Source organism: Prochlorococcus sp. MIT2304, from assembly GCF_059772405.1.
On sequence record NZ_CM186286.1, the window covers coordinates 1,453,060 to 1,465,521 of the forward strand.

Genomic DNA, 12,462 nt, shown 5'->3' on the forward strand with positions numbered 1-12,462 from the left:
CAATACAAAAGTTGAACTCAGAAGAATGGGAAGAAAAGAGACAAAATAATATATTTTTAGAAAATTTAGATATAGCAGATTCCCCTCAATGGCAAAAAATAGAAACAAATGAAGGGAAATATGAACACATAATAATATGGGATAAGATTGAAACGAAAAATGATTTTAAAGGTGAAGACTATATTTTTAATAAAGAAAGTAATCAGCTATTAGAGAATAGTGAAAATTTGAAAGATATTACTTTAGAAAATAAATTTAGATCTGTATCACGTAATTTAATCTATAAAGGAAACTTGTATCCTGAAATGAGTTTTTGGATACCTTCATCCTTTAAACATTCAAAAACATTTACTTATACAGTAACTGGCCAGTTGCTGGGCAATCCAACTAATAGAGTCGCAAAGGATGATTGTACCTGGGACGAATTTTGGAAATCTTGTGCCGACAGTCAATTTTTCTTTGAAGCTACACCGATTAACACAAAATATTTCTCATTGGGTCTTAACTACTCTCAGCAGGAAAGTTTTTTAGGAAATCGTTCTGATGGGACTTGGAGTGATGCTGGTCAAGCTATTGGATTCCAACTAAAAACCAATTTAACTTCTTCGCAGGGATTATCGATAATTGGAAATAATCTCTACAATCCCTACGGAAAAGGTGGGCCGAACAATAAGCACCCTGAAGTGGGAGAAATTGTACAGGCAGATCTAGGTAGATCTTACTTATTTTTATACTCTAAAGCGTGGGATTTAGGTAAGCATTTAAATAGTGAATCCTCTTCGTTACTGAACCTAAATGCAGGATTTGGTAATGGAAGATATAAATCAGCGGAGGAAATTGAAACAAATTGGGTAAATTTAGGTAAGTATGAACCAATATTTTCTTTTGGAATAGCTTTAAATAAAAAAGTCTCTTTTTTTACCGAATATGCTGGACAATATGCTGGGGTGGGAATTAGTTTGAGTCCTTTCAAAACTCCACTAACTGCAACGTTCATGCTTAGGGATTTTAAAGGATCTAATCAAGGTATAATTAATTGCGAAGATGGCAATGCCGAAAACTGTCGTGCAACAGTTGATACTCGCTTGGTTTTTCACTTTTAACTTATTTGAACAAACTTCAATTAAGCTAAATATTTTGGTTAAGTGAAAATTATAATCCACTATGAAAATCTAAAACATCTACGAATTGCTAAACTTTTCAATAAAGGATTTTTTGGAAAGGCTCTTCTTGATTTTTCTCATTAGTGTTTTCATCTCAACTTGTAAATGAATTTATTTTTACAACATAGGTTAAACTTCTCTAAATAATTTAAAGAACAAAAGTTGTACGTATAAAATATTGAAGAACTAATAGATAATTCTATGACCGTTTGAATAATCCGAGCTTAAAGACTTGATGGATACAATTAATTAGGTATTAGTGAAGATTTTAGAGTGAAGTTGAATGAGTGTTTAAAAATTTTGTATGTTTTGAAGCTAGTAAGAATCAAACTATAATCAAAATTTATGCAGCATATGTATCAATATCTAATAGTTTCGCAATATCATGATCTACAGCATCTCCCTCTTCTTTACGCTTTACGAATTTATCAAAGTCAATTACATTCAAATTTCTACGCTTGAGCTTAGCACTTTTGTTAAAGTAATCGAGTGAAACTAGAAATACTGGAATAACGCAGAATGGAATAACTAAGATGTATAACTCAAAAGACATTAGTATTGATAAAGACAAATAAAGCTTTACTCAATTAGTCAATGATTGCAAGTGGGCTACGACTAATTTGCTGTTTTCCTTATATGTTATGTAGGTCTAAAAGATTTAATTATTTTGTGGTCACTCGATTGATATCGATTTTCCTGAAACAAGATACCTATAGTGAGTACTAAGTTGATTAAGGAGCTTTTCATGCAGTTTGATCTTCTATACGACCATATCTATATCTCATTATTTCTATTATTTTTTCTTTTGTGTTCCAGGTTTTAATTCGATCTTTTATGGCAAGTAGTTGTGATTCTGTTAGTTCAATACTTGCTTTTACAAGATTTTTCATTTAGTTAAATCCTAGTAGCTGTCATGATGATGATTTGCAGGCATAGTAAACAGAAAATAGTAACCATGGAGTCTGACACATTTGAATATATGAATCGATTCTCACATGTCTATATATCTAGTCAAGTCTAAAACAATCAACAACAACTCTTGTGAGTATCCCATTGTAGCTCTGATTTATAGATAGTATTGCTTTCAGCTTACTTATCTCAAATGTTTTAATTTTTTATTTAAAGCAATTAAAATTATGCAACTTTTGGATCTTCTTTTTCATGTAATACTTTTTTCACCTTAGAATATTTTCTGCCAATTTTATATTGCCTATGGAAGAGGTTTAATTGGTTGCTGTCATCATTTGTAGCTTTAGTTTTTATCTCTGCTACTGGTTTGGTCATTTGACTCCAGACAAAAAGCATTGCAAGCGCAGAAACAAGCAATGGAAGATACGCTTTGATTAGGCTAACGACTACTAGAGTTGTTATAAAACACAGAGAAAAGATAGTCCATTTAGGAACTTTATTCTCTGTTAACTTTTTCTTTTTTGATTTTGAAGAAGGAATGATTAGCAGATCAGGAGTCATTCGTTATTAAATCGTATGTGTATTGGATTAGAGGATGTACTAATTGGTTTCATTTGGTGTAGCAATATATGATCTTCAAAGCAGCTTTACTTTATAAGTATTCTGCTATTAGATTGAGATAGCCTAAAATTTTTGGACCATCGTGAAATTGGTGATACGCCGATTGATAATGACACATTGATTCTAGTTTAACTAGATAATTTTTAACAAATTCAATCAAGATTGTAAATGTTCCAGGATAGATTAACCATAGAATTGATTGCTTTACTGACTTTTTTATAGCTACATTTGTTTTGATATTAAACTTATAATTCTCTTTTTGATTATTAGCTTGTTGTATGTATTATTTTATTTCGCATTGTAGTTCTGCTAGTGCTTCATTAGGAAGACCTAGGAAGGTATCTAAGATTTTATGTCCAGTTTTAGGGATTATGCAAATACCTACTAGCTTTGTTTTGCCATTGTTTTGAAGAACTTGACCTTCTCCTTCATGTAATTGACTTTTTACTTTTCCTGTTTTTAGTAAGGTGTTAACTATTAACCCAGGAAATTCAATGATAGCTCCAATGCTAAAAAGAAATTGGGATTCAAATTTTAATAATACTTCTCCAGAGTTCTTATCAATAGTTCCTGCTAGATGATCCATAGACATTTCGATCTTTAAACCTGGTGGTAATGGGAGAGATAGAAATTTTGTTGTTCTTGAAGTAAGAGGAGGGATTAAAAATGTTTTAGATGAGAAGTTTACATTAAGAAGATTATTTTTTTTGCTAGGAAATAATGTCGCTTTACCTCCACCACCATAAGCATTATAGAGAAATGGTGGGTAAGAGCCAATTGTCAATCGGCATCCATCTAAGCTCTTCATTTGCATAGAGTAATCAACAATAGGTTTTAGTATTGTAATAGATATAAATTTATTCAATTAAGATAAAAACATCTACTCTGGCCAGTTAATAGCATTCCAACAATTATGAAATCTGTTTGCATTTGAGACTTACTCGTTAAAATGAATCGCAAAAACACTAGCAAAGTCTTTATGGCTAATTCTTGGAGAACATGAATTGGAGATCACAGAACGAGCTATCAAATATTTTGCACTTAAATCATTATGTTCATTTGGTCATTCCAATTAATATTATGAACGCAATAAATTATAATGATGTAATAAGTAGTTTAACTGATGTCTGAAAACTTAACGCCAGATTGGTCCTCAGAGTTTGAATATTACAAGAAACTATCCAGAGAAGTAGTTACCAAAGAAGACATAATTGATTTTTTTAACCAGAACCAGAAAGCGTTTTATCTAGATAACTTCTCTTCCAGCTGGGGCAATATGATGGAGGAATATGCAGTTAAAGAGAGTGTAAGTTTAGATCAATTAAACAAACTTGAGGAAATGCAATGGCAGGAGATGCCTGAATCGTTAAAATTATTTGCCTATGATTTTTGTATTAAGAATGGGTTTTGTTTTACAGGAACATCTAGTTAACGTGAGGATTAAATTAACATAGTTACAATTGAATAATAATTTATAACTCCTTGATGTAATTAGTTAACTTTCATTTAATTACTTGATTAATATAAATGCGTAAAGATTATTCTTTTTAAGATTACCATAAGAGAAGAAAATGGACTATGTTCGCTTTGGAAATTTTGTTTTAATGAACTGTTCAGAATTAATAAAATCAGTGATTACTATTTCCTTTTCTTTTATCTCTTAATCTCTCTCGATTGGAAAGCCAAGATTTAAAATTTTCATCCTCTACTTTTTCTCTCCACTCTTTCGAGGATATGGGTAGTTTTGTTTTTTTCTTTTGCCTTTTTGTATTTAAAGTTAAATATAGATTTAAATAAACAGCTATTAATATAAGAATAAGGAAAATGGAATTGATATTCATTTTTAGAACTTTTACTTTCCTCAGCAATGGATCATCAATCTAATGCAACAAGCTTATAGTGTAAAACGATTGGGTCATTTAAGATTGAGAAAGGATCTATTTATTGATTTACACAAAAGCTGTTATTTTAATAAAGAGTTTATTTTTCTCAGTAGATTCAGAGAAATCTAGCAAATTATAATATAGACTTCCTCCTTTTATATGCAGTGACCCTAACTAATAGTTCAAGTGATTGGTGACTGCATCTCTGCTTAGAACATTTATAGACTCTGTCGACATGGGTTGAATCTGGGATATTAATCTCCACAACATTCTTTAGATTTAGTCTAGATTAAGAGTGATGAAGTCAAAGCTCTCTCATTATCTTTGTTAGGGTAGAATTGAAAAAATTAATTAGAGCAATTTCTCTTAATAGGTAGACGTTTAAAATAGGAGTCTGACAGCCTTAATATTGTTCCAGTACCTTTGTTTACGCCTGTGATATCTCTAACATCATAGTAATCGACTTTTTAGAAGAGGATATAAGACTAAAAAAAGTAGTAATGCTTTAATCATTTGCACTAATCTCTTCAACTTTAAACAAATAATATTTGCGATGGAGTTAATTTAATTAAATGCTTTTCGTACCTCTACTTTTTGAGAATATTTGTAAAAAATTGGTTTGTATACTATCGAATGATCTGGGAGAGTAAAAAAATTTTCTTAGATAACTTATGATTCCGGTAAGCTGAGAGAAGTATCAGTAGAAACATTAATTTAATATAGTTAATCTATGTATTAATAACTACCCTAAGCTACTCCTTCGTTCGATTCATGACAAAAAGTATCAACTGTATTTCTAGCTGCTTGTGGAAGAGATTTATATGATTACTCAGGGAAACTAATTGTTTATTGATTTAAAACAATTTCCGACACATTGTTGTTTTTTTCTATATAATCTAACTGAAATGTTATTGATTTGAAAATAACATTACCTATTGAATTTTTTTAAGCTTTTTCTGGCTTTATAGAAGCAATTTATGAATATAACTAAAAAAAAATTATTTATATTAATAACTATTGGATTTTTTTGCATTAACTTCTTACAAGTATCATCTCTACAAGCGATAGAGTTTGATTTGACAGCAGCTCAAAATTCTGTAGGTAAGAGATTTGCTAGTAAGTTTTGCGAAGCAAAGGAAAAGGGCTTTTCTGCAGAATCTTCAAGTGAGTTTGCATTAAATAATACTTACTTAAAATTTGTAGCTTTTCCTGATGATGATAAATTTATTGAAGATCTATGGGAATTTACCGTAGAGAGAATTCGAAAAGATTGTGGAAATTATTTAAGTGAGAGTGAAGAAACTAATTTAAGAGATTTCTTTCAAGAAGAAGGAGAGATTGCCAGTAATCGTGACTTATACCTGCCAAATTCATGAATAAAGTTTATGATTTTATAGTTATAGGCGCAGGTATTTCTGCTTGTACGTTTGCTTCATTTTTAAATAACAGATTTTCTGATGCTTCAATATTATTAATTGAACATGGCAGGAGAATTGGTGGGAGAGCTACAACAAGAAAATCTAGAAGAAACCAAATTCTTGAATTTGACCATGGGTTACCATCTATTATTTTTAGCAAACAAATTCCACGAGATATACTTAAATTAATTGCACCATTAATAACTTCAAGAAAATTGGTAGACATATCAAATGATATTTTAATGATCAATGAATTTGGTGAGATAAGGAATGAATCTAATAATTATCGATACTATAGGAGTTTACCTTTTATGATAAATTTTTCTCAGGAAATACTAAATCAATCTATTAGCCCTAAAAAAATAAATTTTTTATTTCAAACACTTACTAAATCAATTAAACGCATTAATAATTTATGGGAGATAGAAGTTGATAAAGAAATGTTTATCAAATCTAAAACTCTTATTCTATCAAGTTCTTTAATTGCACATCCCAGGTGCTTAGATATTTTACAGATTAATTCTGTACCACTGAGGGATGCTTTTATCCCAGGTGAAGACGAGGTCGTTGATTCTGTATTACGAGAAATAAGAAAACAAAATTATATAAGTCGAAAGATTTATATTTTCCATATTTCCAATTGTGCAGTAGTTCAAAACTTTAATAATCAATATTTACATTTAAGCTTTTCAAAAGTGATTATGGATAATTTAAATTTTGAAAGAATTATTTTTCAAAGGCAATCTGATGGTTCTATGATTTTTGCTTTGCACTGCTTCTATATTAATAGACTAATAGATATTAATACTGAGAGTGTTTTTAATTTATTGAGATCAGTTTTTGAGAATCATCCAAAATTTTTAGATTTATTTTTACAGGCAAGACTTATTGATAAAATGGATTGGAGAGCTTCTCAACCTCTTAATCCCCTACTTCCTAAGCAGTTACAATGGTCCCAAATAAGTAAAATTGGTTTTTGTGGGGATTGGTTTGATTTGAATAGTTCTTCAGGATTAGAGACAGCAATGAAGAGTGCAATCAGATTGGCTAAATTGATTAACTGAATCTGTTTTCTTTAAAGCCTTTTTATTCATGATTCGATAATTTCGAAATTATTCCTCATGATTTTTAAAATAATCATATTTTCTTGAAATATATGATTTCTGACTTGCTTTATTTATGAGTAGTAGATATATATGATTTGTCTTGATTTTTACTATGATTACGGTCGTTTTTCTGCTTTTTCTAGGTCTTGCTGGTTGGACTTTCTCAACATTAATGAGTAAAGGAAAGCATCAAGAGGAGATTACGCAAGAGTTGGGAAATATTTTTGAGAGCTTAAAGTTGCTCACGTCTTCAATGACTGCACTTGTAAAACTTTTGATGAAGGATTCTATTTCTTCTGCTAAGGAGGAGGACTTTAAACCGATCAGTTCTAATGTTATAGATTTATTAAAGCTCGAAAAGAATGTAAAAGAAGAAGAAGTTGCTTGATCTCTTCACCTAAAGATTTAAGCATCGATCCAAGTTGGTCTTTTTATTTGAATGATAGCCTCAGCTTCTTCTAACCCATGAAGGTGCTCCCGAGAACCATTCTCCTAGATCATCATGTCTTGGATCGTATGTTGAATGAGGTTCTTCTGAACATAGATCTAGTCCATTAAGTAATTTATCTATTGGATTAGATAGATGTTTGTTTCGTTGGATAAGTGAGGCTTTTTTAAGCCAATTAGATACATTTTGATTCTTTGCCGCATATTTATTGATATAAATTCTTTCTTTAAGAGTGACTTGATCGCCCGTAGCAAGTCTATTTAAAATTTCTTGTATGCGAAGACGAGAAGATGTGCTTAACATGATACATTATCTATTTTGTTCTTTTTAGCTTGAAATATATATAGTGCAAGTTGGGTTGGTTCAAATTTATAATTAATTTGTATTTCTATTGAGCCTTAGTATCTTTTTTTGATCTAAAACTAATATTTAAAGTTTTTAGGCTCTACCTACTATTTTTGAAGATATTGAAGAATAATTTTTTTAGGTTAATTAATTAGGCAAAAATCTCTTTGAAAATGTTTTTGCCAGTCAATTATATGAAAATTGTTTTAAGGTTTCTATTTTGATTATTTGTAGTGTACTTTCTTCTGTTGCTTCAAGATCAACCAAAGGAGCCATCCCATCGTCAAATGCTTCCTTCCATCGAGGAGCACAAAGACACCAGCGATCGCCTTCTTTTAAACCTGGAAATCCTACTTGAGGCGAAGAAAGATCATTTCCCTGAGCTTTGCTATATGTAAGAAATCGTTCAGTCATCACAGCACAGACCGTATGCATTCCTCTATCAGATAAATCTGTTCTACATGTCCCATCTCGATACCATCCTGTCATAGGACTGCAACTACAAGATTTGAGTTCAGTACCTAAAACATTTCTCTGCGACATGACTTGTTGTTCCTTGTAGTTATTTATGGTATCTGTAATATAGGTATTTACTTCTGAATATTTCTAATTTTCATTTTTATGTCAATTTTTCGGAGGCATTCAAATAAAGTCAAATTAAAATGGATGAATTTTTTCGTAAGTATTCTGTGAGTTGTGCTGCAAATTCAAAATTTATCAATAGATTGATTTTGCACAACTTTTATTTGAATCAAAGAGATGCTTGATCCTGAATTTAAAATTTTTTTATCTTTTGCTATCTAACCGTTGAGACTTGCTATACTTTTCTTTTGTAGTACAGTTGTATTGTCGACGAATCACTCTTCTTGGAAATTTTATCTATTCTTTTGATTTTACAAAGTGTACTTTTAATTACTTCAGGAATTGCCTCTACAACTTTGTCAAATTAAATTTCCTTTAGACCTTTTAATGCTTTTTACAGGTACGTCCGTTCGGTATTCCGCTCTCAATTAGCTTGTTGCTTTGGTTAAGGTTACTTTTTAAGTAAGTCTCATGAACTCAGGCGCAGAACGTTTTAATGGATTGATGGCTATGTTGGGCATAGTCGCGGGTATAGGGGCTTACGCAACTACTGGTCAGATAATTCCAGGAATTTTTTAACTAAAAAAAATCAGTTAATAGATAAAATTAACCTATTAACTGAAAAAATTTTTTGATTATTGAAAGCAATTAAAATAGCAATCAGTTTTTATCCGACTTTTTTGAGGTATCTAATGCAGGGGCATTCATACCGTCATAATCAGGACCAACCATCACACCAACGATTGCGAACAAAGCAATGAAAGCTATACCAATAATAGGTGCTGTGGGAGCGGGAGTGGATAGCAAACCGCCAAAGATTAGTTGACTCATCTGAGTAGAGATAGGATTAATGTTTTAGCGACTTATTCTTCTCAACGCGTCAAAGGAGACTATTTCTACTTTATTTATTTATTTTTCGTCCTTGTGAACTCATAATGTATTTGGATTATTTATCATTATCTTTCCAAGTCATAACTGAAGCAGTTTCTAACCGATCCACAAAGATGAGGTGACTGATTTCACAAGTAATTTTCGTTTTTCAGAAAAATGTAACCGAATTTACCGACATACAGCATTTTTTGGCTATTCTTTATTTATGTTTATTTAAGGAGGTGATCCATTGTCGCATCTACCAATCGGTCATGAGTTAATGGAAATGAGAAGATTTGTCAGTTCTGTTTCTCCTGCCTTGAAGGGTTTTATTATTAATAGATTTATATAGTTACCATTTATCTATTAATTAACTTGCCAGGTACTAAGTGCCTGGCTTTTTTATTAATCAATTTTTTCTCAAGATCTATCTTGAAATGATCTTTGAATAGGCTCAAGACTTTTTACTTATCTCTTGATATATATTTTATAAAAGGTAGGGTGAAGTATAAAAGTAAATTTTTTATTTCAATGTATAATAAAGAAAAAATTGAAGTTGCAGAACAAAGGATACTCGAGTTGCAAACTTTAATTAATCACTGGAAGACAAGTAATATTTCATCCAGAAGAGCTACTGTTGATTTTGTAGAGTCAATTCTTAATGAAAATCAGGAGACCCAAGCAGCATAATTCAATATACTTTGTGCTCATCAAATTTTTTACTATATCTGTTTATATGTCGGCTATCTTATTAGGTATTGAATAAAAATCTTTTATAATAAAATTTTATGGTAAAAAAAACAAAATTAATTATAATATTAAATAATTTTTTTCAAAAAAAATGAAAATTCCTCTAAATTTAAACTTAAAAGAATATTTTTGGTATACTCTAAATAAAGTAACTAATAGCTTTAGTAATTTAACCGTTAATAATCTTGGCAATGGTTATGTCAAATGTTGTTGGGAGATTAGTCCGGTTGATAATTTTAGGATTGAGTTTAGTAAAAGTTGTTTTTATGCAATTAGATTATTTGATATTAGTAATAATAGCAATAAAGATAATTCAACTTGTATTATGAAAGAGATTCAGGTAAGCAAATTTCAATCCTCTATTTCATTCCCTATCCCTATAAATAAAGGTAAGTATTATTTTGAGTTTGGCTATCGTAAGAAAAATGGTGAATGGCGAAAGCTTTCACAAAATTATCTTAATTTGGGATACAGGATAAGAAAAATAACCAAATCTTTCGACAATGACAATTGGTTTGATCCTGAAATCATAGTTGAGAATGCCGATCAAAGTCTTCATGAAAAGACTTATCAACTTGCATTAAACTCAAGAATTGGTGGCTCTGAGAATATTTCTAATGAAAAAGAAGATTTTTAATAAAAAAAATTATTGATGAAGACAAATTTTTTTATTAAATATTTAATTTATTTTACCTTTTTCAATTTCTAGATTTAAAATATAAAATAAGTATAATCTTTGAATAATGTCAGGGGACTCGCCACTGTTAAAAACTTTAAAATGTCATGCTTTCAGTAATATTGATATTGCTCAGATTGTTAATTATCTAGAAACTTTAGATTACGATTTAAATAATACCAATTATCTTGGCTTGATCATTTCTAAAAATGAAAGATTAGCAAAATATTTTTTTCTCAGAGACCAATTAAGATTTGAAATCAATTCTTCAGATAAGACTTTATACATACATGAAATTTTTGATCAATGTATAGATTGGAATGAGTTTTGGCGATTACTTGTAATAAAAAAAGGTTTTTGCTGTATTCGTCTGTCAGGAGATTTACGAAGTCAAACAAGATTTGTTTTTTTATATGGTCCAAATATTCTTTCAGGATCTTCAGAAACTCTATGCGATTCTATTTATGAAGATCAAAATTATTGAGCATGCTTTTTTAAATTATCAACAATTTTTTTATATGCTTTTTTGTTGAAATTTTAATGATTTTCGTTTTTTTTTATTTTTTGTTTTAATCTTGTGAAAGATTAAAACTAATTTTGTCTACTTATCTAATTACAGGTGCCAATAGAGGTATTGGTTTAGAACTTGTTCGTCAATTGAAAGCTAGAGGAGAAGATATAATTGCTACTTGTAGATCGGCATCTTCAGAATTAAATGCCTTGTCAGTAAGAGTTGAAACGAATATTGATATCACCTCTGGAGATTCCGTTATTAAGCTCAGAGAGAATTTAAATGACACTAAAATTGACGTTTTGATTCAAAATGCTGGAATTGCAGAATTTAATTCTCTTGAAAATTTAGATCCTCAAAGTATTGTTCATCAATTTGAGGTCAATGCTTTAAGTCCTCTTTGTTGTGTACAAACTATGCTAAGTCGTCTAAGTGATTCTGCAAAAATAGCTTTAATAAGTAGTCGTATGGGTTCAATAGAAGATAATAGTTCTGGTGGTTCTTATGGATATAGGATGTCTAAAGTTGCTTTATGTATGGCTGGTAAATCTTTAGCTGTTGATTTAAAGCCCAAAGGTATTTCGGTAGCAATTTTACATCCAGGTTTAGTAAGTACTCGAATGACAGGCTTTACTTCAAATGGCATTCAGCCTGAACAATCCGTCAAAGGACTGATTCAAAGAATTGATGAACTTACACTTGATAATACTGGGTCTTTTTGGCATTCCAATGGTGAGATTTTACCTTGGTAAAAGAATTTTCTTATAATTATGTATTACCTAATGTTTTTCTTAAGTTTTCAATAAAGCTAATGCCAACGCCAGGTATATTTAACAGTTCCTCATCAGAGGCTGAAACAATTGATTCTGGCGTCGTGTAACCAGCTTTATAGAAATTATTGCAGTTTTTGGTTCCTATCCCTGGAATAGAAGTTATATTTTCGAATCTATCCGACAATTTTTTTTCGTGTTTATTGAAAATCTTAGAAAGTTTTCTTTTTGTATTTAATAAGATCTTTTCAACGAACATTTACGTGTCTAATAAATATTATTAAATATGCATTAGAAAAAACTTCTTGCAAGGATAAATATTTTCTTTTGATGACTAATCTGTGAATTATGGTAGAAAAAAGTATAAAAAAATACAAAATGCAAAATATATATTTGTAATTCTTATACCT

19 protein-coding genes are annotated in these 12,462 nt (G+C 30.2%); 10 read left to right on the forward strand and 9 right to left on the reverse strand.

Translation table 11 applies throughout. The annotated features are described in order from the left end of the window. Positions 1-11 precede the first annotated feature (11 nt). Positions 12-1,103 (forward strand): hypothetical protein, encoded by a 1,092-nt coding sequence (locus AC6EIY_RS08345; protein WP_498506473.1) that lies wholly within the window; start codon positions 12-14, stop codon positions 1,101-1,103. Positions 1,104-1,506: 403 nt separating this feature from the next. Here AC6EIY_RS08345 and AC6EIY_RS08350 read toward each other — a convergent pair whose 3' ends face one another. From AC6EIY_RS08350 to AC6EIY_RS08365, 4 genes are all read right to left on the reverse strand, one after another. After that, positions 1,507-1,716, reverse strand: a complete 210-nt coding sequence (locus tag AC6EIY_RS08350) for a hypothetical protein (RefSeq protein WP_498506474.1) — start codon at positions 1,714-1,716, stop codon at positions 1,507-1,509. A gap of 190 nt (positions 1,717-1,906) precedes the next feature. After that, positions 1,907-2,053, reverse strand: coding sequence for a hypothetical protein (locus AC6EIY_RS08355; protein WP_498506475.1), 147 nt, complete (start codon positions 2,051-2,053; stop codon positions 1,907-1,909). A gap of 244 nt (positions 2,054-2,297) precedes the next feature. Continuing rightward, complete coding sequence (locus AC6EIY_RS08360; RefSeq protein WP_498506476.1) at positions 2,298-2,633, reverse strand: hypothetical protein; 336 nt, start codon at positions 2,631-2,633, stop codon at positions 2,298-2,300. A 343-nt stretch (positions 2,634-2,976) separates the two neighbouring features. Then, the gene (locus tag AC6EIY_RS08365) at positions 2,977-3,501 is read right to left on the reverse strand and encodes a hypothetical protein (RefSeq protein WP_498506477.1); all 525 of its coding nucleotides are present in this window, start codon (positions 3,499-3,501) and stop codon (positions 2,977-2,979) included. 315 nt (positions 3,502-3,816) lie between these two features. Between AC6EIY_RS08365 and AC6EIY_RS08370 the strand changes: the two genes are divergently transcribed. Then, the gene (locus tag AC6EIY_RS08370; RefSeq protein ID WP_498506478.1) at positions 3,817-4,125 is read left to right on the forward strand and encodes a hypothetical protein; all 309 of its coding nucleotides are present in this window, start codon (positions 3,817-3,819) and stop codon (positions 4,123-4,125) included. Between the two features lie 196 nt (positions 4,126-4,321). On the opposite strand, the gene AC6EIY_RS08375 is transcribed toward AC6EIY_RS08370, so the two are convergent. Then, complete coding sequence (locus AC6EIY_RS08375) at positions 4,322-4,534, reverse strand: hypothetical protein (protein ID WP_498506479.1); 213 nt, start codon at positions 4,532-4,534, stop codon at positions 4,322-4,324. A 1,019-nt stretch (positions 4,535-5,553) separates the two neighbouring features. On the opposite strand from AC6EIY_RS08375, the gene AC6EIY_RS08380 reads away from it, so the two are divergent. From AC6EIY_RS08380 to AC6EIY_RS08390, 3 genes are all read left to right on the forward strand, one after another. Further along, positions 5,554-5,952 (forward strand): hypothetical protein, encoded by a 399-nt coding sequence (locus AC6EIY_RS08380; RefSeq protein WP_498506480.1) that lies wholly within the window; start codon positions 5,554-5,556, stop codon positions 5,950-5,952. Then, positions 5,949-7,058 carry an NAD(P)-binding protein gene (locus AC6EIY_RS08385; RefSeq protein ID WP_498506481.1) on the forward strand — a complete coding sequence of 370 codons (1,110 nt, stop codon included), beginning with the start codon at positions 5,949-5,951 and terminating at the stop codon, positions 7,056-7,058. Before AC6EIY_RS08380 ends, AC6EIY_RS08385 begins: the two co-directional genes overlap by 4 nt. A gap of 154 nt (positions 7,059-7,212) precedes the next feature. Continuing rightward, positions 7,213-7,488, forward strand: coding sequence for a hypothetical protein (locus tag AC6EIY_RS08390; protein ID WP_498506482.1), 276 nt, complete (start codon positions 7,213-7,215; stop codon positions 7,486-7,488). A gap of 60 nt (positions 7,489-7,548) precedes the next feature. On the opposite strand, the gene AC6EIY_RS08395 is transcribed toward AC6EIY_RS08390, so the two are convergent. Together AC6EIY_RS08395 and AC6EIY_RS08400 are read right to left on the reverse strand one after the other, a co-directional pair. Next, the gene (locus AC6EIY_RS08395) at positions 7,549-7,851 is read right to left on the reverse strand and encodes a DUF8638 family protein (RefSeq protein ID WP_498506483.1); all 303 of its coding nucleotides are present in this window, start codon (positions 7,849-7,851) and stop codon (positions 7,549-7,551) included. Between the two features lie 228 nt (positions 7,852-8,079). Then, complete coding sequence (locus tag AC6EIY_RS08400; RefSeq protein ID WP_498506484.1) at positions 8,080-8,436, reverse strand: DUF2237 family protein; 357 nt, start codon at positions 8,434-8,436, stop codon at positions 8,080-8,082. Positions 8,437-8,946: 510 nt separating this feature from the next. On the opposite strand from AC6EIY_RS08400, the gene AC6EIY_RS08405 reads away from it, so the two are divergent. After that, positions 8,947-9,054, forward strand: coding sequence for a high light inducible protein (locus tag AC6EIY_RS08405; protein ID WP_498490915.1), 108 nt, complete (start codon positions 8,947-8,949; stop codon positions 9,052-9,054). Between the two features lie 81 nt (positions 9,055-9,135). Here the strand turns inward: AC6EIY_RS08405 and AC6EIY_RS08410 are convergent, their stop codons facing one another. Beyond that, positions 9,136-9,306, reverse strand: a complete 171-nt coding sequence (locus tag AC6EIY_RS08410) for a hypothetical protein (RefSeq protein ID WP_498506485.1) — start codon at positions 9,304-9,306, stop codon at positions 9,136-9,138. 570 nt (positions 9,307-9,876) lie between these two features. Here AC6EIY_RS08410 and AC6EIY_RS08415 point away from each other — a divergent pair. The 4 genes from AC6EIY_RS08415 to AC6EIY_RS08430 all read left to right on the forward strand — a co-directional run bounded on the left by AC6EIY_RS08415 (position 9,877) and on the right by AC6EIY_RS08430 (position 12,034). Further along, positions 9,877-10,035, forward strand: a complete 159-nt coding sequence (locus AC6EIY_RS08415; protein ID WP_498506486.1) for a hypothetical protein — start codon at positions 9,877-9,879, stop codon at positions 10,033-10,035. Between the two features lie 151 nt (positions 10,036-10,186). Next, positions 10,187-10,732 carry a DUF4912 domain-containing protein gene (locus AC6EIY_RS08420; RefSeq protein WP_498506487.1) on the forward strand — a complete coding sequence of 182 codons (546 nt, stop codon included), beginning with the start codon at positions 10,187-10,189 and terminating at the stop codon, positions 10,730-10,732. A 106-nt stretch (positions 10,733-10,838) separates the two neighbouring features. Continuing rightward, a complete protein-coding gene (locus tag AC6EIY_RS08425; protein WP_498506488.1) occupies positions 10,839-11,255 on the forward strand; it encodes a hypothetical protein in 417 nt (138 codons plus the stop codon). A 113-nt stretch (positions 11,256-11,368) separates the two neighbouring features. Further along, on the forward strand, positions 11,369-12,034 hold the full coding sequence (locus AC6EIY_RS08430) for an SDR family oxidoreductase (RefSeq protein WP_498506489.1): 666 nt from the start codon (positions 11,369-11,371) through the stop codon (positions 12,032-12,034). A gap of 16 nt (positions 12,035-12,050) precedes the next feature. On the opposite strand, the gene AC6EIY_RS08435 is transcribed toward AC6EIY_RS08430, so the two are convergent. Next, entirely contained in the window at positions 12,051-12,311 is a 261-nt protein-coding gene (locus AC6EIY_RS08435) for a helix-hairpin-helix domain-containing protein (protein ID WP_498506490.1), read from the reverse strand. Between the last annotated feature and the right edge of the window lie 151 nt (positions 12,312-12,462).

Bases quoted from the DNA above. Each gene is read 5' to 3' on its own strand.
- AC6EIY_RS08410 (WP_498506485.1), bottom strand. From the start codon at position 9,306: ATGAGTCAACTAATCTTTGGCGGTTTGCTATCCACTCCCGCTCCCACA.
- AC6EIY_RS08425 (WP_498506488.1), top strand. From the start codon at position 10,839: ATGTCAGGGGACTCGCCACTGTTAAAAACTTTAAAATGTCATGCTTTC.
- AC6EIY_RS08395 (WP_498506483.1), bottom strand. From the start codon at position 7,851: ATGTTAAGCACATCTTCTCGTCTTCGCATACAAGAAATTTTAAATAGA.
- AC6EIY_RS08390 (WP_498506482.1), top strand. From the start codon at position 7,213: ATGATTACGGTCGTTTTTCTGCTTTTTCTAGGTCTTGCTGGTTGGACT.
- AC6EIY_RS08355 (WP_498506475.1), bottom strand. From the start codon at position 2,053: ATGAAAAATCTTGTAAAAGCAAGTATTGAACTAACAGAATCACAACTA.
- AC6EIY_RS08400 (WP_498506484.1), bottom strand. From the start codon at position 8,436: ATGTCGCAGAGAAATGTTTTAGGTACTGAACTCAAATCTTGTAGTTGC.
- AC6EIY_RS08375 (WP_498506479.1), bottom strand. From the start codon at position 4,534: ATGAATATCAATTCCATTTTCCTTATTCTTATATTAATAGCTGTTTAT.
- AC6EIY_RS08415 (WP_498506486.1), top strand. From the start codon at position 9,877: ATGTATAATAAAGAAAAAATTGAAGTTGCAGAACAAAGGATACTCGAG.
- AC6EIY_RS08365 (WP_498506477.1), bottom strand. From the start codon at position 3,501: ATGAAGAGCTTAGATGGATGCCGATTGACAATTGGCTCTTACCCACCA.
- AC6EIY_RS08435 (WP_498506490.1), bottom strand. From the start codon at position 12,311: ATGTTCGTTGAAAAGATCTTATTAAATACAAAAAGAAAACTTTCTAAG.
- AC6EIY_RS08385 (WP_498506481.1), top strand. From the start codon at position 5,949: ATGAATAAAGTTTATGATTTTATAGTTATAGGCGCAGGTATTTCTGCT.
- AC6EIY_RS08380 (WP_498506480.1), top strand. From the start codon at position 5,554: ATGAATATAACTAAAAAAAAATTATTTATATTAATAACTATTGGATTT.
- AC6EIY_RS08370 (WP_498506478.1), top strand. From the start codon at position 3,817: ATGTCTGAAAACTTAACGCCAGATTGGTCCTCAGAGTTTGAATATTAC.
- AC6EIY_RS08420 (WP_498506487.1), top strand. From the start codon at position 10,187: ATGAAAATTCCTCTAAATTTAAACTTAAAAGAATATTTTTGGTATACT.
- AC6EIY_RS08350 (WP_498506474.1), bottom strand. From the start codon at position 1,716: ATGTCTTTTGAGTTATACATCTTAGTTATTCCATTCTGCGTTATTCCA.
- AC6EIY_RS08360 (WP_498506476.1), bottom strand. From the start codon at position 2,633: ATGACTCCTGATCTGCTAATCATTCCTTCTTCAAAATCAAAAAAGAAA.
- AC6EIY_RS08405 (WP_498490915.1), top strand. From the start codon at position 8,947: ATGAACTCAGGCGCAGAACGTTTTAATGGATTGATGGCTATGTTGGGC.